18 protein-coding genes are annotated in these 20,647 nt (G+C 72.6%); 10 read left to right on the forward strand and 8 right to left on the reverse strand.

Going from position 1 to position 20,647, the window contains the following annotated elements:
- Positions 1-66: 66 nt before the first annotated feature.
- Both ACIQU4_RS21190 and ACIQU4_RS21195 read right to left on the reverse strand, forming a co-directional pair.
- Complete coding sequence (locus ACIQU4_RS21190; RefSeq protein ID WP_030160982.1) at positions 67-315, reverse strand: hypothetical protein; 249 nt, start codon at positions 313-315, stop codon at positions 67-69.
- Between the two features lie 74 nt (positions 316-389).
- Positions 390-1,502: an alpha/beta hydrolase gene (locus tag ACIQU4_RS21195; protein ID WP_403732790.1), complete on the reverse strand. Its 1,113-nt coding sequence runs from the start codon at positions 1,500-1,502 to the stop codon at positions 390-392.
- Positions 1,503-1,893: 391 nt separating this feature from the next.
- On the opposite strand from ACIQU4_RS21195, the gene ACIQU4_RS21200 reads away from it, so the two are divergent.
- Both ACIQU4_RS21200 and ACIQU4_RS21205 read left to right on the forward strand, forming a co-directional pair.
- Complete coding sequence (locus tag ACIQU4_RS21200; RefSeq protein ID WP_403732792.1) at positions 1,894-2,100, forward strand: hypothetical protein; 207 nt, start codon at positions 1,894-1,896, stop codon at positions 2,098-2,100.
- Positions 2,101-2,268: 168 nt separating this feature from the next.
- Positions 2,269-2,769, forward strand: coding sequence for a hypothetical protein (locus tag ACIQU4_RS21205; protein WP_403732795.1), 501 nt, complete (start codon positions 2,269-2,271; stop codon positions 2,767-2,769).
- Between the two features lie 101 nt (positions 2,770-2,870).
- Here the strand turns inward: ACIQU4_RS21205 and ddaH are convergent, their stop codons facing one another.
- Together ddaH and ACIQU4_RS21215 are read right to left on the reverse strand one after the other, a co-directional pair.
- Positions 2,871-3,707, reverse strand: coding sequence for a dimethylargininase (gene ddaH, locus ACIQU4_RS21210; protein WP_403732797.1), 837 nt, complete (start codon positions 3,705-3,707; stop codon positions 2,871-2,873).
- A gap of 191 nt (positions 3,708-3,898) precedes the next feature.
- Positions 3,899-5,566: a phospholipase D-like domain-containing protein gene (locus tag ACIQU4_RS21215; protein WP_403732800.1), complete on the reverse strand. Its 1,668-nt coding sequence runs from the start codon at positions 5,564-5,566 to the stop codon at positions 3,899-3,901.
- A gap of 308 nt (positions 5,567-5,874) precedes the next feature.
- Between ACIQU4_RS21215 and ACIQU4_RS21220 the strand changes: the two genes are divergently transcribed.
- Entirely contained in the window at positions 5,875-6,528 is a 654-nt protein-coding gene (locus ACIQU4_RS21220; RefSeq protein WP_403732803.1) for an RDD family protein, read from the forward strand.
- Between the two features lie 207 nt (positions 6,529-6,735).
- Positions 6,736-9,018, forward strand: a complete 2,283-nt coding sequence (locus ACIQU4_RS21225) for an alpha-N-acetylglucosaminidase (protein WP_403732806.1) — start codon at positions 6,736-6,738, stop codon at positions 9,016-9,018.
- A 10-nt stretch (positions 9,019-9,028) separates the two neighbouring features.
- Here ACIQU4_RS21225 and ACIQU4_RS21230 read toward each other — a convergent pair whose 3' ends face one another.
- Together ACIQU4_RS21230 and ACIQU4_RS21235 are read right to left on the reverse strand one after the other, a co-directional pair.
- Complete coding sequence (locus ACIQU4_RS21230) at positions 9,029-9,982, reverse strand: MASE1 domain-containing protein (protein WP_403733128.1); 954 nt, start codon at positions 9,980-9,982, stop codon at positions 9,029-9,031.
- 45 nt (positions 9,983-10,027) lie between these two features.
- Entirely contained in the window at positions 10,028-10,861 is an 834-nt protein-coding gene (locus tag ACIQU4_RS21235; protein WP_403732809.1) for a PP2C family protein-serine/threonine phosphatase, read from the reverse strand.
- Positions 10,862-11,071: 210 nt separating this feature from the next.
- Here ACIQU4_RS21235 and ACIQU4_RS21240 point away from each other — a divergent pair, with 210 nt between their 5' ends.
- The 6 genes from ACIQU4_RS21240 to ACIQU4_RS21265 all read left to right on the forward strand — a co-directional run bounded on the left by ACIQU4_RS21240 (position 11,072) and on the right by ACIQU4_RS21265 (position 15,806).
- Positions 11,072-11,992 carry a MurR/RpiR family transcriptional regulator gene (locus ACIQU4_RS21240; RefSeq protein WP_385591514.1) on the forward strand — a complete coding sequence of 307 codons (921 nt, stop codon included), beginning with the start codon at positions 11,072-11,074 and terminating at the stop codon, positions 11,990-11,992.
- A 316-nt stretch (positions 11,993-12,308) separates the two neighbouring features.
- Positions 12,309-12,680 carry a hypothetical protein gene (locus ACIQU4_RS21245; RefSeq protein ID WP_030160958.1) on the forward strand — a complete coding sequence of 124 codons (372 nt, stop codon included), beginning with the start codon at positions 12,309-12,311 and terminating at the stop codon, positions 12,678-12,680.
- Positions 12,681-12,739: 59 nt separating this feature from the next.
- Positions 12,740-13,666 (forward strand): ketopantoate reductase family protein, encoded by a 927-nt coding sequence (locus ACIQU4_RS21250; RefSeq protein WP_403732815.1) that lies wholly within the window; start codon positions 12,740-12,742, stop codon positions 13,664-13,666.
- A 224-nt stretch (positions 13,667-13,890) separates the two neighbouring features.
- A complete protein-coding gene (locus tag ACIQU4_RS21255; protein WP_030160954.1) occupies positions 13,891-14,082 on the forward strand; it encodes a DUF5302 domain-containing protein in 192 nt (63 codons plus the stop codon).
- Between the two features lie 219 nt (positions 14,083-14,301).
- On the forward strand, positions 14,302-14,715 hold the full coding sequence (locus ACIQU4_RS21260) for a rodlin (protein ID WP_403732818.1): 414 nt from the start codon (positions 14,302-14,304) through the stop codon (positions 14,713-14,715).
- 173 nt (positions 14,716-14,888) lie between these two features.
- Positions 14,889-15,806, forward strand: coding sequence for a glycoside hydrolase family 19 protein (locus tag ACIQU4_RS21265; protein ID WP_403732821.1), 918 nt, complete (start codon positions 14,889-14,891; stop codon positions 15,804-15,806).
- Positions 15,807-15,827: 21 nt separating this feature from the next.
- On the opposite strand, the gene ACIQU4_RS21270 is transcribed toward ACIQU4_RS21265, so the two are convergent.
- Together ACIQU4_RS21270 and ACIQU4_RS21275 are read right to left on the reverse strand one after the other, a co-directional pair.
- Positions 15,828-18,629 carry an AAA family ATPase gene (locus ACIQU4_RS21270; RefSeq protein WP_403732823.1) on the reverse strand — a complete coding sequence of 934 codons (2,802 nt, stop codon included), beginning with the start codon at positions 18,627-18,629 and terminating at the stop codon, positions 15,828-15,830.
- A gap of 209 nt (positions 18,630-18,838) precedes the next feature.
- Positions 18,839-20,623, reverse strand: coding sequence for a S8 family serine peptidase (locus ACIQU4_RS21275; RefSeq protein ID WP_403733131.1), 1,785 nt, complete (start codon positions 20,621-20,623; stop codon positions 18,839-18,841).
- Positions 20,624-20,647: the final 24 nt, after the last annotated feature.

Here is a 20,647-nt window from a genome sequence, read left to right on the forward strand (position 1 = left end):
TGGGTCAGCCACCGCTCCCCATGGTGCCTTCCCGGTCGCCCGGGCGCGGGGGTTCGGGGGACGAAGTCACGGGATGTCGGTGTCCGAGGGCTGCGCCTCGTAGGTGTGCGGCTCATCGCCCTGCCACTCCACGAGCTCCGAGTCGCCGAGGACCACGTCGTCGGGGTCGGGTACGCCGGCCCGGCGCAGGAACTCGATCACGTCGGCGTCGTTGAAGGCCAGGCCGAGGGCGTTGTCCCGGCCCTCGGCGCGCAGGGAGACGCGGCGGCCGCCGGCCGGGGCGATCGGATGGACGAGGATCGGCGCGTGGTGCATGGCCCCAGCCTCCGCCCGGACGCCCGGCGCCGCATCCGCGGGGCCGCGGGCTGGTCCGGTCGGGTGAGACCGGCTCATTCGGCGGCGATGCGGCCGCCGAGCCATTCCAGTGCGGGCGGGATCTCCCGCCGCCATGTGTTGAAGCCGTGGCCGCCGCTGTCGAGCGTGATCGACGAGACGCGTGCCGGGGCCTTCACCTTCGCGATGAACTTCTGCGTGTCCTTCTGGTTCGGCTCGCCCTGCTCCGAGGTCGCCACCAGGAAGGAGGACTTGCCCTGCGGCAGGTTGTCCAGGCTCCACAGCAGGTCGGATCGTTTCTCTTCGGCGGTGTTCCCGTGGAAGAGGTCACCCGAGTCCTGGTCCAGCTCCGGCTTGTAGTCGGTCGACAGGCCCACTCCGGCCGCGTAGTTCTCCGGGTGCTCCAACGCGATCTTCAGCGCGCAGTAACCCCCGGTGGAGTCCCCCATGATGGCCCAGTTCGAGGGCGAGGCGGCGACGCGGTAGGCGCCGGAGACCGCCTTGCGCAGGTCCGTACCGAAGAAGGTCTCGCTGAGCGGGCCGCCCGGCACGTCGACGCACTGGCTGTTGCGGGTCGGTATCACCGAGGGCTGCATCATCACCAGGATCATCGGCGGCATCTTCTTCTGCTTGGCGAGCTTCCACGCCGTCTTCGGGTAGTCCAGCCCCTTGATCAGGTTCTCGGCCATCCCCGGGAATCCGGTGAGCACCACGGTGGCGGGGAACTTCCTGTTCTCGTTCCCCTTCTGGAAGTACTCGGGCGGCAGGTACACGTACGCCTGGACGACGGCCTTGGACCCCTCGCCCCGCACCGTGACCTTCTCGATCTCACCGCCGATGTGGGGTGTTCCGCCGCCGGGCACGTCCGTCGGCTGCCGGCCGAGGACGCGAACCGCCGAGGCTCCCGGCGCCTCCTGGCCCATGGAGGGCGTCGACCCTTGCTTCCCGGCGAGGTCCGCCCAGGATCCGTAGAGCAGGAAGGTCCGGTTGGCGGTGAGGCCGACGGAGGCGAGCAGCAGCACCTGGAGCGTCAGGACGACACCGACCCGCCCGAGCGCCGGCCACCCGCCCCGGCGGCCGAGGCGTGGCCAGAGCCACACCGCGGCGGCGAAGGCCAGCACCGTGGCCAGTACGACGAGGGTCAGGAGCGTGCTGCTGGTGAGACTCACGGATCAGGGAACTCTCTGCGCTGGCCGGGTCGGCACGGACCTGCGGTCCGGCGGCGCCGCCTGTGCGGGCGCACAGGACTAGACAGCAACGGGAATCCATCCGTTCCATACCGTTCGCAGGAGAAGAGAAAGCCGCCCACACGCTCGCGTACCTTTTGCGCCATCCCGGCCTGCGTCGGCGCTTGTTGGTCACGCTGTGCGCCCCCGCGGGCACCGCGCTCGCCCTGCGCCTGGGCGAGCCGGCCGCCGTGGCCGCCTCCCGGCGGGCCGAGCGGCGCATACCGGTGCAGTACGCGAAGCGGCTGGTCGGCCGCAGGGCCTTCGGCGGCACGTCGACGTACATCCCGATCGGGATCGGGGGGGCCGGGTTCACCTCCTGGCCTGCGCCGCGTTGCCGCTCTGCGTACCCGCGGCGGCCGCCCGGCTGTGGCCCGGGGCCGGCCGGCCGGGCGCGCTCGCGGCGGGCCTGGGGCGGAGCAGCCCCTGGTACCTGGCGGCGGTCTTCGTCCTCGGCGTCCTGTTCGTCTTCTACGTCAACGTGGTGGCGGCCGGGCACGTGACCACCCGCGTCCAGGGCGAACTCCAGCCAATAGCTTGACATGCGCCTGACATTTCAAGGTCCCTGTGGGACGTTCCCTGGCGTGTCTCGAAAGCTCTCTCCCCCAGCCGGTACGGAACCGCCACCGTCGGGCCGGGCGCACGCCGGCGAGGCCCCCCAAGGCCCCGCTTCACACCCCACGAGGACGTGGCGAAGAGGAGCGACAGCATGAAGATCTCGACATGGCCGGGCGCGACCGTACTGGCAGCAGCGGTGCTCGTCGGCGGAGCGACGTCGGCGACGGCCCAGGGCCCCACCGCGGACCAGCGGCTCGACGGCGTCATCGTCGTCGCCGGAAACACCTGTACGTGGACCAACGCACACACCAGCGCCAACCCCCCGAGCGCGCTGACCGTCGACCGCACCACCATCAACACGCCCGGCGGCAACCTCGGCTGCAACGGCGGCATCACCGCTTCCCTCAACAACAACCCCGCGTTCACCTTCGACGACGCCGCCGGCCTCGCGAGGACGGACGCGATCGACATCACGGGCAAGCAGAGCTTCATCTCCTGCCGCTACAAGGCCACGAACATCACGTGGAACCGGGACGGAGCCACCCGCAAGTACGTCAACCAGGCCTTCACCGCGACCAAGACCTCGGGCAGCTTCCTGTGCCCCGGCTCCGTCACGACGGCGGCCGGCGACGCCTCGATGCTGTTCCACTGACCCGTATCCACTTGACCCGTATCCACTGACCCCTATCCACCTGCGCGGCAGCTCTGCCGCAGCCCCGCCCAGGGCTGCGGCAGCAGCGGTTTCGACGCAGGTCAGGGCCGAATCTCAAGGGTGCAGCACTTGACGCTGCCGCCGCCCTTGAGCAGTTCGGACAGGTCCACGCCGATGGGATGGAAGCCGCGCGTGCGCAGCTGCCCGGCAAGACCCTCGGCGGCCTCGGGAAGCACCACGTTCAGTCCGTCGCTGACGGCGTTCAGCCCGAATACGGCGGCATCCTCCGCGGATACGGGCAGCGCGTCGGGGAAGAGCGTCTCCAGGAGGGCGCGGCTGCCGGGGGCGAAGGCCTCCGGGTGGTACATGATCTCGTCCCCGTCGAGCACGGCGAGCGCCGTGTCGAGGTGGTAGTAACGCGGGTCGACCAGCTCCAGGCTGATGACGGGCCGGCCGAAGAACGCCTCCGCCTCCTGGTGGCCGCGCTCGTCGCTGCGGAAGCCGTATCCGGCCAGGACGTGGCCTGCGGTGACCAGGAAGTCGCCCTCGCCCTCGTTGACGTAGTCGGGGTCGTGCAACTCGGTGAACCCGTTCTCGCGGAACCAGTCCAGGTACGCGGGACCCTCGGCGATGCGCTCGGCGTTGCGGAATCGGGCCCCGAGGACGCGGCCGTCGACGACGGTGGCCCCGTTGGCCGCGTACACCATGTCGGGCAGACCGGGCACCGGGTCGATCAGGTCCACGGTGTGCCCGAGCTCGCGGTACAGCTCGCGCAGCCGCTCCCACTGGAGGACGGCCAGGTCGGCGTCCACCGGCTTCTCCGGGTCCATCCAGGGGTTGATCGCGTACACCACCTCGAAGTGGGAGGGGCGGCACATCAGGTACCGGCGCAGGCGCTGTTCGCGCGGACGGGCGGACGGCGTCGGGGCAGAGGTCATGGTCGCTCCCGGGCGGGGGCCACGGTGGTGGCCGATATGAGGGGGTCCTTCCCGGCCGAGCTTGCGCGCCCCGGGCGAACGGCAGATGAAGCCGGCACGGCCGCCGGGGGCGCACTGCGCGAGCAACTCGGCGCGAAGCCGCCCCCGGCGGTGACGGCCGGGGGCGGCTTCGTGTGGGCGTCGGGCGGGGGTCAGGCCTGGCAGAGGGCGCGTTCGTGGTCGATCGTGGCCGTCGCGCGGGAGTACTGCCACTGCGGGGCCAGGAGCCCGGTGTTCAGCTGGGCGGCCGCCGCCGGGCTCTCCACCACGTAGCCGAAGTCCTGGAGCCACGCCGGGTAGAGGTTCTTGGAGCCGATGTAGAAGGCCGAGTCGTCGACGGAGACCACCTTGTGGTGCTGCGCGTACGGGTGGCCGTCGGCCCAGGTCGGGCTCTGGGAGCTGCGGAAAGTGGCCAGCTGGAGGTTCGAGCACATCGTGGCCTTGGCCGTGCCCTGGTCGCCGGTCAGCAGGGCGAGGCGGTCGCGCAGGGTGTCGCTGATCTCCGAGAGCGACTTGATCTGCGAGTATCCGCCGCTGCCCACGGCGCCGCGGTTGGCGGGGTCGCTGACGACGATGCGGACCTTGACGCCGGCCGCCATCCGCGCGGCCAGTGCGTCGTAGACGCGGATGTCGTAGCGGGGCAGCGGCGGGCAGGTCGCGTTGACGTCCTGCTGGGAGATCTCGATGTGCCGGTTCGCGCTGGAGATCAGCGTCCGCAGCGCGCTCTCCTCCGGATTGACCGTGTCGTAGTCGCGGTCGGCGTTGGTGTTGTCGTGCAGGCCGACGACGCACTTGGTGTCGGGGGCGCTGGGCAGCGTGGGCCGGAACGCCGACGACGGGTCGCTGCGCTTGATTCCGACGCCGAGTCCGCCGACGGCGACGGCCGGTACGTCGCCCGGGCCGGCCGCAGGCGTGGCGGGGGCGGTGTCCTTGGCCATCGTGGCCATGCACGCGGCGCCGTTGGAGGAGGCGAACCAGACGCTGGCGATGTTGGTCTTGTTCTGGCAGGTCCAGGACCACAGCTCGTCGAGGTAGCGTCCCGCGGACGCGGCGGCCGGCCCGCGCAGGGCGAGGTCGACGTCGGCGACCGGGTGGGCGGTCTCCAGGTAGTCGTCCTTCCAGTCGTTGATGCCGCCGGTGATCACGGACTGGCCGTCGACCACGAGGAGCTTGGAGTGGTTCCAGGAGAACGCCGTCTTCGAGGTCGTCATCGAGGCGACGTTGAGGTCGACGTTGCGGGCGTCCGCGCCGAGTTTGGCGACGAGCTCGTCCCGGTACTTCGACGGCAGCACGTTGAGGTGGTAGACCGGCGCGGCACCGACCAGCACGCGCACCTTGACCTTGTTCCCGCGCGCGGCCGAGGACTTGAGGCCCGCGACGATCGCGTCCTGGAACGCGCCGTTGGGGAACGGCGCCAGGGTCGATATGTCGACCGTCCGCGTCGCCTGGGAGATGTTCTGCGTCATCTTCGAGAGCAGCCGCTCGGCCCCCGGGCGCGCGGTGCACTTGTCGTCGCCCCAGCAGCCGGGGGTCTGCAGCAGCCAGTCGCCGCCGCCGGGCGTCGAGGCGTCGAGGACGTTGCCGCCGGTGCGTTCCCACACCTGGCCTTCGAGGCCGGGGGAAACCTGGCGGAGCGTCTGCTCCACCGCGTCGAGGTGGGGTGCCGGGGCGGCGGCGGTGCCGGAGCCGGCCGCCGGGGCGGCCGAGGCCGGGACGGCGGCGAACAGGGCCAGCAGGGCCGCCGGAACCGCCGCGCGTACGGTGAGGGCTGACGGACGGTGAGCGGACGGGCGGCGGAGCGAGGGGGTATGGCGGTGCACGGTGACTTCCTTGCGAGAGGGATCGCCGTCGCCGCGAGGGAGCGACCGGCAAGATCAACTCGCGGAAGTTACCACCGGGTCAGAAGGCCGGGGAATTCGCACATATCGGATTCGGCCACCGTGGCGCGGCCGCCACGCGGGAGCGACCGAAAAGAAGCGGATCTGGCCGGATTGGACAAGTGGTCGACGGAACGACCACGATGATGCGCGCTAGATCGCGGCAGCTCAGGGGGGCAAACCGGATACATGGTGATGTTCCTCCGATCCATCCGCTACGTCCCCGTTTCCGACCCCGGAGAGTTTTCGCCATGAGCTTCGGCGACCCGAACAACCCGTACGGCCAGCAGCCCCCGCAGGGTCAGCCCGGCCACCCGCAGCAGGCCCCCCAGGGCGTGCCCCCGCAGTACGGCTACCCGCAGCAGCCCCCGCAGGGTGTGCCCCCGCAGTACGGCTACCCCCAGCAGCCCCCGCAGCAGACCCCGCCGCCGTACGGCGCCTACCCGCCGCCCGCCATGCCCGGCATGCCGGGTTCGGGCATGCCGCCGCTCGCCCACTGGGGTCAGCGCTTCGGTGCGTACCTGCTCGACGGGCTGATCATCGCGGGTCCGATGTACGCCCTCGGCTTCATCGACCTGGCCACCAGCAGCGACCCCGCGAACGCCGGCCCCGGCGTGTTCTTCATCATCGGCTGGCTGTACGCCATGGGCATGGCCATCTTCCAGCTCTACAAGGAAGGCACCACGGGCCAGACGATCGGCAAGAAGGTCGTGGGCATCAGCCTGCGCCGCGAGGCCGACGGCGCCTTCCTCGGGTTCGGCATGGCGTTCGTCCGCAAGCTGGCCCACATCCTCGACGGCCTCCCCTGCTACATCGGGTTCCTGTGGCCGCTGTGGGACGACAAGAAGCAGACCTTCGCCGACAAGGTGTGCAACACCGTAGTCATCCAGGTCCCGAAGGGCTGAGTCCCCGAGGGCTGAGGCCGCCCCTCTCCCCTCTCTCCCCACCGCCCACCGGGCAGCGGAGCTCCTCCGTTGCCCGGTGGGCGCGTTTGCGTCCCCGTATCGGCTCGGGGAACACGCTCCCCTCATCCGTCGGCCCGTCACCTCCGCGCTCCAGGCCGCGTTATCGGGCTGCCGCCCTGCGGGGACGCCGACCCGGGAGGACCCCCGATGCCACGATCCGACCGGCCCCGGCCGCCCCTCCGGGCCGGGCTTTCGGCCCTCCTCGCGCTGCTCGCCCTGGCGGCCGCCCCGGGCGGGGCCGCGGCCCTGCCCGTCCTCCGGCCGGCTGTCGCGCCCGAACCGGCGCCGGCCGCCGCGTCCACCGGGTCGGCACGCACCCGTGTCCCCGCCGCCGAGGCCGCGGTCCGCCGGCTGCTGCCGCCGCGCCACGCCCTCCAGTTCACCCTCCTGCCCGGACCCCGCAGCGCCGAGGGCCAGGACAGCTTCACGGTGTCCGGCCGGGCGGGCGCCGTCGTCGTCCGGGGCAGTACGCCCGCGACCGTGCTGGCCGGGGTCGGCTGGTACCTCCGGCACGTGGCCCAGGTGGACGTCGGCTGGCCCGGCGACAGCCTGGACGCGCTCCCCGACCTCCTGCCCGGCGTCCCGCAGCCCGTCACCCGCACCGCCCTCGTCCGCCACCGGTACGCCCTCAACGACACCGACGAGGGGTACGCGGGCGCGTACCGCACGTGGGAGGAGCGCGGGCGGCAGATCGACCTGCTCGCCCTGCACGGCGTCAACGAGGTACTGGTCCAGGTCGGCGCGGAGTACCCGTACTACGCGGCCCTCCAGCGGCACGGGTACACGGCGGCGGAACTGCGCGCCTGGATCCCGGGCCCCGCGCACCAGAGCTGGTGGCTGCTGCAGAACCTGAGCGGGTTCGGCGGGCCGGTGAGCGAGCAGCTGATCGAGGAGCGGGCGGCGCTCGGCGGGCGGGTCGCCGACGAGCTGCGCGCCCTCGGCATGACCCCGGTCCTGCCCGGCTACTTCGGCACCGTGCCGCCCGGCTTCGCCGACCGCAACCCCGGCGCCCGGGTCCACCCGCAGGGCACGTGGGACGGTTTCGCCCGACCCGACTGGCTGGATCCGGCCGGGCCCGTCTTCGCCGCGCTCGCGGCCGACTACTACGCCGCCCAGCGCGCCCGGTTCGGCGACAGCGCGATGTACCGGATGAGCCCGCTGCACGAGGGCGGTACGGCGTCCTCCGTCGACGTGAAGGCGGCCGCGGGCGCGGTACAGCGGGCCCTCGACACGGCGCACCCGGGTGCGGTCTGGGCCGTACTGGGCTGGCAGGACGATCCGACGAGAGAACTGCTCTCCGGGGTGGACACGTCGCGGATGCTGATCGTGGACGGAATGTCCGAGCGCTACGAGAACCTGGACCGCGAGACCTCCTGGGCGCACACCCCGTACGCGCTGGGCACGATCCACAACTTCGGCGGGCACACGACGATCGGCGCCAACACCGGCGTCTGGCTCCGGCGGTTCGACCAGTGGCGGGCCGCGCCGGACAGCGCGCTGACCGGCATCGCCTACATGCCGGAGGCGGCCGGGGTCGATCCGGCGGCCTTCGCGCTCTTCACCGATCTGGCCTGGGAGCCGCGCCCCCTCGACCGGAAGGAGTGGTTCGCCGCCTACGCGCGCCGCCGCTACGGCGCCGAGGACGGGTACGCGGCAGCCGCCTGGGAGGCGCTGCGCACCGGCCCCTACAGCACCGGGACGGACTCCGCGCAGCCCCAGGACGGCCTGTTCACGGCCCGCCCGAGCCTGACGGCGAACAAGGCGAGCGCCTGGACGCCCGGGGACATGCGCTACCCGGCGGCATCGGTGCGCACCGCGCTGGACGCGCTGCTGAAGGTCGCGCCCCGGCTGCGCCGTTCGAGCGCGTACCGCTACGACCTCGTGGACACGGCCCGCCAGGCCCTCGCCAACCACTCCCGGGTGCTGCTGCCGCAGATCAAAGCCGCGTACGGGGCCGAGGACCTGGGCCGGTTCCGGCTGCTGGTCGGGGAGTGGCAGCGCGACGAGCGGCTGCTGGCGGCCGTCACCGGATCCGACCGGCACTTCCTTTTCGGGCGGTGGACGGCCGGCGCCCGGTCCTGGGGCGCGGACGAGGCGGAGCGCGACCGCTACGAGTACGACGTCCGCTCCCTGCTGACCACCTGGGGCACCCGTACGGCCGGCGAGCGGCCCTTCTCGCTGCACGACTACGCGAATCGCGAGTGGGCCGGGCTGCTGGAGGAGTTCTACGCGCCGCGCTGGGCGCGGTACTTCGCCTCGCTGGACCGGGCCCTGGTCTCGGGAGCCGCGCCGCAGGCCATCGACTGGTACGCCGTCGAGGACGCCTGGGCACACCGTACGACGGGCCATCCGACCGAGCCGAGCGGGGATCCGTACGCCCTCGCGCGCGCCGTCGCGGACGCGCTGCCGCCCGCGGGCGCGCGTACGTGAGCGGGGCCGGTCAGTCCCCCGGCCGGTGCGGGGCGAGCCGTTCGACGACCTCGGCCAGGTCCTCGCACACCCGCTCGATCTCCTCGCGGATGTTGTTCTGTTCGGTGACCAGTGCGGACAGCAGCAGCGCGGTCAGGGCCGCCGAGCCGTTGAGCGCCTGGAGGTTGACCATGACCTCGAAGAGGGTGTGGCCGGCGAACGGTCCGAGGCTGTTGGTCGCCGCCGAGATCGCCACGACGGACACGAGCAGGACGCAGGGCGCGCTGCCGGCCAGTTGGAAGCGTACGGCCGACCAGATCAGCAGCGGGAAGACGAGGAAGAGCAGCGACAGCGAGCTCCGGGTGGCCACGAGGGCGACGGCCCCGGCGGCGATGGCCAGCCCGGCCGCCTCGGCGACCCGGTAGGCGTCCTGCGGCATCCGCACCCGGGGCACGACGAGCAGCAGCGGGGTCAGCACCAGCACGCCCATCGCGTCGCCGGCCCACCACGCCGACCACACCGGCCAGAACCCGGAGGGCGCAAGGTCCCCGGTGGCCACCAGCACCCCGGTGCCGATGGACGCGCTGAGCAGCATCGGCACCAGCCCGCCCAGGAAGACCAGGGCCAGGCCGTCCCGGAGCCGGTCGATCTCGACGCGGAAGCCCACGCGGCGCAGCAGCACGTACGCGCACAGCGGCGCGAGGGTGTTTCCCACGATGATGCCGGCGTCGGCGATCTGGAAGGTGGCGAGGTGTTCGATGGCGAAGTACGTCCCGAGGGCGATGCCCGGCCATATCCGCGGCCCGAACCACAGCAGGGCGGCGACCGCGATGCCGGTGGGCAGCCACAGGGGCGTCACCACCGCGCCCTCGACCTCCACGCGTAGCAGGAGGCCGATCCGTCCTGCGGCGTAGTAGGCGGTGGCGACGATGAGGATCCCGAGAAGGGTTCCGCTGAAACGTCGCCATTCCTCGGTGCGCACCACTGCATCAGACAACAACCGCCGCCTCCGCGCGGTCCGTGACACGCGCTACCGAGGCGGGGGTCCTGCCGCGTCGTGGCTGAGGACGAGCACCGCCGCGTCGTCGGCGTGGCCGGTGGAATCGGCCACCTTCATGATTTCGGCGGCGATCTCGTCGGGGTCGGCGCCCGCCGCCTCCCTGACCACGCGGGCGACCCGGTCCAGTCCGACGTCGATCGGGAACGAGGGCCCCTCGACCACGCCGTCGGTGAGCAGGACGATGGAGCCCGCCCGGTCCAGCCGGCGCCGGGACACCGCGTACCGGGCCCCGGGCTCGACTCCGAGCGGCAGGCCGCCCTCGTCGTCGGTGATCCCGTAGCGGCCGTCGACCGTGGCCCAGATGGAGGGCACGTGGCCGGCCCGGGCACTTTCGAGCTGCCAGGTCTCGGGGTCGAAGCGGAGCAGGGTGCAGGTCGCGAAGAGCTCGCAGTCCATCGACAGCAGGACGTCGTTGGCCCGGCTCAGCACCTCGCCCGGGTCCACGACGACGGTCGACACCGCGCGCACGCCGACACGGACCTGCCCCATGAAGGCGGCGGCCTCCACGTCGTGCCCCTGTACGTCGCCGATGGAGAAGGCGAGCCCGCCTCCGGACAGCCGGAAGCCGTCGTACCAGTCACCGCCGATGTCCAGGCCGTGCCGGGCGGGCGCGTAGCGGGCCGCGCTGCGCAGCCCGGGCAGGGCGGGCAGCGAGGCCGGCAGCATCTCGCGCTGGAGGGCCTCGGCGAGCTCCACCCTGGCCAGTTGCAGTTCCGTTCCCGCGCGGGCCCGGGCGGTGAGCCGTCCCAGGGTGCTCAGGAGGTCGGCGGCGCTGACCGATTTCGGGGGGCGGCGCGGGGTCATGGACCGCTCCCGGGTGCATGCATATGTCCCTGCTCTCGGCACTCGGCACTCGGCTTTCGCGGTGGGGGCCGCGCCAAAGATCCGCGCCCATCATATTTCCGCCGTCCGGCAGTCGCGAGAGATGCGGCCCGGGCCCCCGGCACCGGCCCGGCCCGACCACAGGGCGTGAGCTATGTTTGAAGACGAGTGACATGAGAGGGAGGCCCATCGGTGTCATCGGGGCAGCAGGCACGCGCACAGGCGGCTGCGATCACGCCGAGTGGGCAGGCGCCGCCGGTCCATGAGCGGGCCCCCGGCGACCGGGTCCGCGCCCTCTTCGACGGCCACCGGCTGTCTCCGGGGCAGCGGCGGATCGCGCAGTACCTGGTCGACCACCTCACGGAGGCCGCGTTCCTCTCGATCACCGAGCTGGCGGAGCGGGTGGGCGTCAGCCAGCCGTCGGTGACACGTTTCGCCACCTCCCTCGGGTTCAGCGGCTATCCGGCCCTGCGCGACGCCCTGCAGCCGATGGCGCTGAGCGCGGTCGCGGGCTCCCCGGAGAGCCGCGAGCAGTTCCGCCGCAACGAGCTCCAGGCGGCCGTGGACGCAGAGATCCTGAACCTGGAGAACGTACGGCGCCTGCTCGCCGACACCGACCAGGTGCTCGACATCGGCCGTGAGCTGGCCCGCTCGGTGCCGCTGACGGTCCTGGGCCTGCGGATCTCGGTCTCGCTCGCGGAGTACTTCGCGTACGCGGCACGACGCATCCACCCCGATGTCCGGCTGGTGACACGTGGAGGCAGCGTCGCCTACGACGCCCTGCTCCAGTCCCGGGAGGCCGGCGGGACCTGGGCGCTGGCCTTCGCGATGCCGCGGCACGCCAAGGAGACCCTGTCGGCGCTCCGGGCGGCCCGCAGCGCAGGACTGAAGATCGCGCTGATCACCGACACCACCCTGGGCCCGCTGGTGGACGAGGCGGACGTGGCACTGACCGCCGGGACCGGGGCGCGGCTGGTGTTCGACTCGTACGCGGCCCCGGGGATGCTGTCGGCGGCCCTGCTGCAGGCGATGGCCGACGCGGATCCCGAGCGGACGCAGGCGCGGCTCGAAGGGTACGAGCAGGTCGCCGACCAGCACGGATTCTTCCTGTAAGGCCGATTTTCAACCGGTACGGGGCAGTCCACTTTCACGCCCTGCACGCGTATGTAATTTTTCATTCTCTTGTCTACTCGACGGTATATATGTTTACTAAGCAGCGCGCCGGATCCACGGACGCCAAGGAGAGCGACCCCACGCCCTCCCAGAACGGACACCCGCGCGGGACGGCTCCTCCTCACGCCCCGCGCCGGGTGCCCGTTCCCGGCACCGGTATCCACCAGAGCGCTTGTGGCGGCCTCGGTCAACCCCTGGGCCGAGGCCGCCCACCAACGTCTCGATCAGAGTTCGACACCATTCGGAAGCGACGAGAATGCGCCAGACGGTCTCCACCACGCTCAGCCCGGACTGGCCCTGCCAGGTCAAGGCCCCCGGCACCCATGACTGGGAACGCACGGCCATGCGCTGGCTGCGTGATCTGCTCCCGGCCCGCTACGGCAGCTACTCGACGCTGACCCGCAGCCCCGCCCTCCTCACCCGGCACGCCCAGCTCCAGCTGCAGCACGAGATGCGCGCGGTCCGGGTCGCCCTGGAGACCAGCCGGGCCGAACTGCCCTCGATGGGCGTGGCCGAGATCGTCATCGAGAGCTCGATCCGGATGTACGCCGTCGAACTCCAGCAGCTGGGCCGCCTCTCGCGCGCGGTACGCCTGGTCGGCGACGCGCTGCGCGTCACACAGAGTTGACGCCATTCCCGTCGACGGGGGCCTGCGGGAGCGCGTAGTCCCATGACAGGCTGTCCCGTATGAGAATCCTGACAGTCGGCGCCGGCGCCGTGGGCGGCTGGTTCGGCGCCCGTCTCGCCCGGGCCGGGCAGGACGTCACCTTCCTGGTCCGCCGGGAACGCGCCGCCGTCCTGCGCGAGCGCGGGCTGCGGGTGACGGGCCTCGGTGAAGAGCTCACGCTCACTCCCGAGTTGGTGACCGCGGACGCACTGTCGGGCCCGTACGACCTCGTCCTGCTCTCGGTGAAGTCCACGGCGCTCGACCGCGCGGCGAAGGACCTGGCCGCGGCGGTCGGGCCGGGGACCGCGATCGTGCCGCTGCTCAACGGCATGGCCCACCTCGGACACCTCAGGGACCGCTTCGGCGGGGCGCCGGTCCTCGGCGGCGTCGCCAAGGTGGTCACCACCCTGAACGAGCACGGCGACATCGTGCGCATGGCCCCGCCCTCCACCGTGGTCACCGGCGAACTCGACGGCCGGCCCTCCGCCCGTGTGGACGCCGTACGCGCCGTGCTGAGCGGGGCGGGCATCGACAGCCCCGAGACCGCGGACGTCGTCGGCGCGATGTGGCACAAGTGGGTGTTCATCAGCACCCTGGCGGCCGTCACCTGCCTGGGGCGCGGCTCCGTCGGCGAGGTCGCCGCCGTGCCCGGCGGCGCCGAGCTCGGGCGGGCCGTGCTCGCCGAGGCGGCGGCCGTCTCGGCCGCGGCGGGCCATCCCGTGCCGGACGCCGAGCTCGCCTTCACGGCCCGTACGGTGACCACGCCCGGCTCCCCGCTCACCCCGTCGATGTACCGGGACCTGGCCGCCGGCCGTCCCACGGAGGTCGAGCACGTCTTCGGCGACCTGATCGCCCGGGCCCGCGCGCTCGCCGTGCCCACCCCGCTGCTGGACCTCGCCACCCTGCAGCTGCGGGTACACCAACGTCGCGTGTCCCCCGGGGCGTGACCTCGGGGGCGGTCCGTCGTTGAACACGGCGGTCAAGCGAAGTGCACCAGTGAAGTCCCGGGTCTCCCCGCGAGGCCCGGGACTTCGCGTGTGCCCACCGGCCGCCGATCCGGTCGGTCGGGGCCCCGACCCGGTCCGGCCCGGGCCCCTGGAACGGAACCCGCTGGTCAGGGGGGACGGTGGGTGACAGACTGAGACGGCTTCAGGTCGACCCAGGAGGACACATGGCACAAGAGTCGGACACCCCGCAGGACGAATCGCCGGCCGAAGAGGCCAAGCGCAAGTTCCGGGAGGCCCTTGACCGCAATGCCCGCAGTGCCCATGCACAGCAGGCTCACCAGAGCCGGGCGAAGATCCAGGGCGCGAGCGGTGGCGCGGGCGGCAAGAACAAGAAGACCCGCCGCAAGACGGGCTGACCGCCCGCGGCCGTCTCCACGGCGATGCCCTGAAGATGTCGGACGAAGGGGCCGTCTCCAGCTGAGCTGGGGGCGGCCCCTTTCGCGCGCCCCGGTCACGGGGGACGTGCTGGGCCACTCGGGTGACAGGCGATAACCAAGCGCGCGGATTGCAGTTGATCAGCTCGTCCCGCCGGGGGCAGCCGTCCCACGCAACAGCGCTACAGAAGGAATCTCCTCATGCTCAAGAAGCTCATGGCCACCACTGCGGTCACCGCCTCCGTGCTGGGCCTCGGCGCCGCGGTTGCCGCCCCGGCGATGGCGATCGGCAACGACAACGGCATCAACACGGTCAACGGCAACGGCGCCTCGCAGATCTACGGCAACCAGGAGACCGAGGGCGCGATGAGCCCGCAGCTCAGCGCGGTCCAGGGCTCGCTCAACAAGCTCTGCGTCGGCCTGCCGGCGAAGGTCAACGCCCAGTCGCTGGTGGCCCTCATCGCCAACATCGGCGTCCAGGACATCAACGTCCTGTCCAACCCGATGAACCAGCAGTGCACCGAGAACTCCACCCAGGCCAAGGGTGACGAGTCCCTCTCCCACATCGTGGACAACATCCCGGTCCTCTCCGGCAACCTCTCCGCCGGCAGCTGACCGCCCTTCGGCAACCGGCAGGGCCCGTATGCGCGTCGGCGCGTACGGGCCCTGCCCGTTTGTTGTCCGAAAGGAAGGAATGCTGGTCTAGACCTTGACAGGTCCAGACCAGTTTCGCTTCAGTGGCGAGGAATGCCCCCCACGGCAATTCCCCCCACTGAAGGAGCAGTTACGTGATACGTGCGCTTCGCCGCCGAGCACTCGCCCTGGCCGCCGCCGCTGCCGCCACCATCGGCCTCGCGGTCGCCCTCCCCGCCTCGCCCGCCTCCGCGGCCGCGGCCTGCGTCACCCCGTGGTCCTCGTCCGCCGTCTACACGAACGGCATGAGCGCCTCGTACAGCGGGCACAACTGGCAGGCCAAGTGGTGGACGCAGGGCGAGACGCCCGGCACCACCGGGCAGTGGGGCGTCTGGTCCGACCAAGGCACCTGCGGCGGTGGCGGCGGCCAGGACCCCGACCCCGGCAACCCCTCCGGATTCGTGGTCTCCGAGGCCCAGTTCAACCAGATGTTCCCGAACCGGAACTCCTTCTACACCTACAACGGCCTGGTCGCGGCCCTGTCGGCGTACCCCGGCTTCGCCAACACCGGTGACGACACCGTCAAGCGGCGCGAGGCGGCGGCGTTCCTGGCGAACGTCTCGCACGAGACGGGCGGGCTCATATACATCGTCGAGCAGAACACCGCCAACTACCCCCACTACTGCGACGCGAGCCAGCCGTACGGCTGTCCCGCCGGACAGGCCGCCTACTACGGCCGCGGCCCGATCCAGCTCAGCTGGAACTTCAACTACAAGGCCGCCGGCGACGCCCTGGGCATCAACCTGCTCGCCAACCCTTACCTCGTGGAACAGGATCCGGCGATCGCCATGAAGACCGCCCTCTGGTACTGGAACACCCAGAACGGTCCGGGCACGATGACCGCCCACGCCGCCATGGTCAACGGCGCCGGCTTCGGCGAGACGATCCGCTCCATCAACGGCTCCCTGGAGTGCAACGGCGGCAACCCCGCCCAGGTCCAGAGCCGGATCAACGCCTACCAGTCCTTCACGCAGATCCTGGGCGTGAGCCCGGGCGGCAACCTCGGCTGCTGAGTCCCGCACCCTGCGCGCCCGTCAGCGGGTGCGCAGGGTGGTGGCCAGCTGGGCCCGGGAGCGTACGTCGAGCTTCTGGTAGATCCGGGTCAGCCGGGCCTCGACCGTCTTGACGCTGACGAACAGCTTCGCGGCCGCCTCCTGGTTGCTGGCGCCCTCGGCCACGAGCAGGGCGAGACGGGTCTCCGCCTCGGTCAGCGCCGCCAGGACCACGCCCGCGCCGCCGCCCGGGGCAGGTCCCGGCTCCCGGTTCTCCACGGCGAGTTCGGCCCAGGGCTTCGCGCCGGCCGCGGTGAACACCTCGGCGGCGGCCCGCAGGGCGGCGCGGGCGGGGGCGCGCCGGCGCCGGCGCCGTTCCACCCTGGCCAGGGCGAGCAGCGTACGGCCGCGCTCCATCGGGAGTTCAAGGGCGGCGAACCGCTGCGCCGTCGCCTCCAGCAGGTCCACGGCGGCGTCGGCGTCGCCGTGCGCGGACAGGCACAGGCCGCGGGCCCGGTCGAGCGCGGCGACCACCGCGGTGCGGCCGAGGCCGAGGGCCACCGTACGGACGGAGCCGATCAGTTCGGCGGCCTCGTCGGGCGCGTCGGCGGCCACCAGGGCCTCGGCCAGCTCTCCGTGCCAGCGCAGGATCGAGGGGTCGACGACCTGCTGGGCCTCCTCCAGTTCGGCGACCCGGCGCAGGGTGGCCACGGCTCTGGCGGCCTCCCCGGTCGCCAGCTCGGTCAGGCCGAGTGCGTACAGGCTGCGCGAGAGGAACACCTGGTCGTGTTCCTCCTCGGAGGCCTGGATGCCGCGCCGGGCGTAGCCCGCGGCGCGGGCGAAGCTGCCGCCCATGGCCTCGGCCATCGCGGCGGCGTACCAGGCGGGGCCGGGCGAGAGGCCCGCCTCGATGGTGAGTTCGAGGGCGCGGCGGGCGTGCGCGGACGCGGACGTGCACCGGCCGCGGCGCAGTTCCACCTCGGTGAGGCTGCGCAGGACCTCGAAGACGTCCTCCGCGGATCCGGTGCGCCGGACGGCGGGGAGCAGGACGAGGAGCTGGCTGCGGGCGTCGTCGAGGCGGTCGTCGAACAGGGCGTGCCGTACGGCGAGGTACTGCGGCGCGTTGCGCATGCCGAGCGGCACCTCGGGGGCGGGCAGGGCCAGGGCCTCGGCCAGGATGTCCTCGGCGTCGGGGTCCCCGAGGATGCGGCCCATCCGGGCCCGTACGGTCAGGGCCATCGCCTCGGCGACCTGGTCGCCGCCGAGGGCGGCGAGCGCGCCGGCCTCGGCCGCGGCGTCGCGGGAGCGCACGGGGTCGCCGTCGCTGAGGTTGTACTTCGTGGCGATGCGCAGCTGTACGGCCGCTTGGAGGGCGGGGTCCCCGGCGGCGTCGTCCATGGCGTACGCGAAGGTCTCGTCGAGGGCGGCGAGGGCCTGTCCCGCGGCGTCGATCACGGCGAGCCGGGCCCGTACCCGGTCGGCGGGCGAGGCGTCGCGGGCCAGTACGGCGCGGGTGGCGCGGCGGGCGAGGTCGGCGCGGCCGGCCCAGCCGGCGTCCTCGGCGGCGGCGACGAGGCGGGCCAGTTCGTCCCCGGCGCGGTTGGTCGGCGTACGTTCGGCCGCGAGCAGGCCGAGCTCGGCGGCCAGGGCGCGCTGACCGCGTCTGCGGCAGGCCGCGGCGGCCTCGGTGATCTCGGCGGCGAGCCACTCGTCGGGGGTGTCCACGGCCAGCGCGCGGTGGCGTACGGCCTGGACGGGGTCGTCGACGGCGGCGGCGAGCGCGGAGTGTCCGGCGGCGCGTTCCGGCCAGCCGGCGTCGGCGGCCAGGGCCATGGGCAGGGCCCCGGCGGTGAAGGTGACGGCACCGTCCTCCCGCACGGTGACCAGCGCGGCCCGTTCGGCTTCGGCGAGTTCGGCCTCGGCGTCGGGCCGGCCGGCCCGGCGCAGCAGGGCGGTGGTCGGGCTGGCCGCGAGGGCGGCGAGCAGCAGGGTGCGGCGCGCGGGTGCCGGGGCTTCGGCGAGGAGCCGGCGGGCGACCTCACGGGCCTGGCCGGACAGGGGCAGGGGGTCGGCGTGGTGGGCGCTGGCGTCGCGGGCCTCGGCGGCTTCGGCGAGGGAGTGGCCGAGGGCGAGGGCGAGGCGCGGGTTTCCGCCGCTGGCCTGGTGGATGCGGCCGGCGAGGCGGGCGGGGAGGCCGTGGCGGGCCAGGAGTTCGGCGACCTCGTCGGCGCCGAGCGCGGGGACGCGGATCGCGGGGGTGCCGGGGCCGCACAGGGGGCCGCCGACGGGGGCGCCGCCCTGGACGCATTCGGCTACGAGGACCCGTACGCGGGGCGGGGTCAGCCGCAGGGCGAACCTGAGCAGATCGGTGCTTTCCGCGTCCAGCCACTGGGCGTTGTCGAGGACGAGCAGGACGGGGGTGCGGGCGGCGAGGGTGCGCAGGACCTCGACGACGGCGAGGCGCAGCGCGACGTGGTCGCGGCCGGCGCGGGGCGCGTCGGTCTCCCGGCGCAGCAGGGCGATGGCGGTGCGCTGGGGTCCGGAGAGCCGTTCCAGCGCGGAACAGGGTACGGAGGCGAGGAGTGCGGCGGCGGAGGCCTCCGGTATCCACTGGTCGGCGGCCTCGGGGGCGAGGCGCAGCACGGTCTCGTGGCGGGTCGCGGCGGCGGCCGCGACGGCGCCGGCCACCTCGGTCTTCCCCGCGCCGGCGGGTCCGGTGAGGAGGGCCCGCCCGTGCGTGGTCAGCGCGCGTTCGACCTCCTTGATCAGTTCACCGTGTCCGACGGTCGTGTCAGCGTTCCCCGTCGCCGCCACCACGCACAGCCACCAGCCTCTCGTCCCCACTTCTGTGCATCTCCTGTGAGACGCGACAATACGAGGTCGGATGCCGGGTGGACCCGGATTGTGACGCAGAATTCAGTCAGCTGCCGGGAAACGGCTGCGGACCTGCCGATACGAGGTGTATCGGCAGGTCCGCGGGCTCAATGGTCCGTACTGGAACGCCCGGCCGGTGCACCTGGCCGGTGCGTCTGACGGCCGAGGCTGTCAGGCTCTCAGAAGCCGAGGCTCCAGGAGTCGATGAAGCCGGTGTCGCCGCCCGCGTTGTCGTTGACGCGGAGCTTCCAGGTGCCGTTGGCGACCTCGGAGGAGGCGTTCACGGAGTACTGCTGGTTGATGTTGGCGGTGCTGCCGCCCGCGCGGTTGTGCAGGGTGTAGACGGAGCCGTCCGGGGCGACCAGGTCGACCTTCAGGTCACCGATGTACGTGTGCACGATGTTCACGTTCACCTTGAGCGCGGCCGGGGCGTTGCCCGCGACTCCGCTGACGGTGATCGGGCTCTCGACGGTCGTGTTGTCGAGGATGTTCACGTTCGTACCGTTCTCGAAGCCCGGGGCGGGCGCCGAGGTGACGGCGGTGATGGTCGCGGCCGCGTCGGCGATGCCGGTGCCGCAGCCGCCGGTGCAGGTGCCGGGCAGCGGGCGGGCGTTGGCCTTGATGGCCGACTCGACCTGCGCCGGGGTCAGCGAGGGCTTGGCGGCGACGACGAGCGCGGCGAGGCCCGCGATGTGCGGGGCGGCCATGCTGGTGCCCTGGTAGGGCTTGTAGATCTCGGAGCCCGGGGTGGTGGCGCCGCTGTTCAGCGTGGAGAGGATGCCGTTCTCGGGGGTGGTGACGGTGCCGGGCGTGTCGGTGGCGCGGCGGGTCTCACCGCCCGGCGCGGAGACGTCGACGCGGCTGCCGAAGTTGGAGTAGAACGAGCGGTCACCGGTGCGGTTGGTGGCGGCCACGGAGACCACGTTGTTGCAGCTGGCGGGCGAGAAGCCGGCCGCGTCCGCGTTGCTGTTGCCGGCGGCGACCACGACCGTGGTGCCGCGGGCGACGGCCGCGTTGATGGCGTTCTGGTAGCTGGAGGTGCAGGCGCCGGAGCCGCCGAGGCTCATGTTGATGACCTTGGCGGGGGTGGCGTTCGCCGGGATGCCCGCGACGGTGCCGCCGGAGGCCCAGGTGATGGCGTCGACGATGTCGGAGGTGGCGCCACCGCACTTGCCGAGCACGCGGACGGGCTGGATCTTCGCGTTGTACGCGATGCCCGCGATGCCGTTGGCGTTGTTGGTGGCGGCGGCGATGGTGCCCGCGACGTGGGTGCCGTGCCAGGAGGAGCCGCTGGCCGGGGAGCCGGTGCCGCACTCGCCGGCCGCACTCCAGTCGCCCGCGTCGGCCGGGTTGTTGTCACGGCCGTTGCCGTCACGGGCGGCGGTGGCGTCGGAGATGAAGTCGTAGCCGGCGACGATGTTCGGGGCGACGTCGGAGTGGGCCACGTAGCCGGTGTCGATCACGGCGACGGTGACGCCGGAGCCGGTGGTCTTGTCCCAGGCGGCAGGAACGTTCATGCCGCCGGTGGGCTCGAAGAGGTCCCACTGCTTGGCGTACTCGGTGTCGTTCGGGGTGGCCATCGCGTAGGCGCGGGAGTCCGCCTCGACGTACGCGACGTCCGGGTCGGCACGGAACTGGGCCATCACGTCGGCCGCGGCGGCCGGGGCGACGGAGCCGCCCAGGTTGACGAGGGCGGCACCGGTGCCGAGACGGCGGTCGAACTTCGCCTTCTTGCCGGCCTTCTTGCCCTTGGCGGCCGCGTCGTCGGCGGCGGCCTTGTTGGAGCTGGCCTCGGTGGCCGAGGACTTGTAGCCGACGATCAGGTTCTGCACCGGCGCGGCGTCGGGAGCGGCCGGCGCCCCCGCGGCCGGCAGGGTGGAGGCGGCGGCCGGGGCCGGCGCGGGCTCCGAGCCGGCGAGGGCCACGGAAGCGGTGGCGGAGCCGGCGAGCAGGGTGACGGACATCGCCACCACGGATATGAGCCTGCG

Source organism: Streptomyces sp. NPDC090741 (genome assembly GCF_044769045.1).
Classification (GTDB): domain Bacteria; phylum Actinomycetota; class Actinomycetes; order Streptomycetales; family Streptomycetaceae; genus Streptomyces.

Excerpts from the sequence above, each read along its gene's own strand:
- ACIQU4_RS21190 (WP_030160982.1), bottom strand. The coding sequence starts at position 315 with ATGCACCACGCGCCGATCCTCGTCCATCCGATCGCCCCGGCCGGCGGC.
- ACIQU4_RS21205 (WP_403732795.1), top strand. The coding sequence starts at position 2,269 with ATGAAGATCTCGACATGGCCGGGCGCGACCGTACTGGCAGCAGCGGTG.
- ddaH (WP_403732797.1), bottom strand. The coding sequence starts at position 3,707 with ATGACCTCTGCCCCGACGCCGTCCGCCCGTCCGCGCGAACAGCGCCTG.
- ACIQU4_RS21220 (WP_403732803.1), top strand. The coding sequence starts at position 5,875 with ATGAGCTTCGGCGACCCGAACAACCCGTACGGCCAGCAGCCCCCGCAG.
- ACIQU4_RS21225 (WP_403732806.1), top strand. The coding sequence starts at position 6,736 with ATGCCACGATCCGACCGGCCCCGGCCGCCCCTCCGGGCCGGGCTTTCG.
- ACIQU4_RS21235 (WP_403732809.1), bottom strand. The coding sequence starts at position 10,861 with ATGACCCCGCGCCGCCCCCCGAAATCGGTCAGCGCCGCCGACCTCCTG.
- ACIQU4_RS21245 (WP_030160958.1), top strand. The coding sequence starts at position 12,309 with ATGCGCCAGACGGTCTCCACCACGCTCAGCCCGGACTGGCCCTGCCAG.
- ACIQU4_RS21250 (WP_403732815.1), top strand. The coding sequence starts at position 12,740 with ATGAGAATCCTGACAGTCGGCGCCGGCGCCGTGGGCGGCTGGTTCGGC.
- ACIQU4_RS21255 (WP_030160954.1), top strand. The coding sequence starts at position 13,891 with ATGGCACAAGAGTCGGACACCCCGCAGGACGAATCGCCGGCCGAAGAG.
- ACIQU4_RS21260 (WP_403732818.1), top strand. The coding sequence starts at position 14,302 with ATGCTCAAGAAGCTCATGGCCACCACTGCGGTCACCGCCTCCGTGCTG.
- ACIQU4_RS21275 (WP_403733131.1), bottom strand. The coding sequence starts at position 20,623 with ATGTCCGTCACCCTGCTCGCCGGCTCCGCCACCGCTTCCGTGGCCCTC.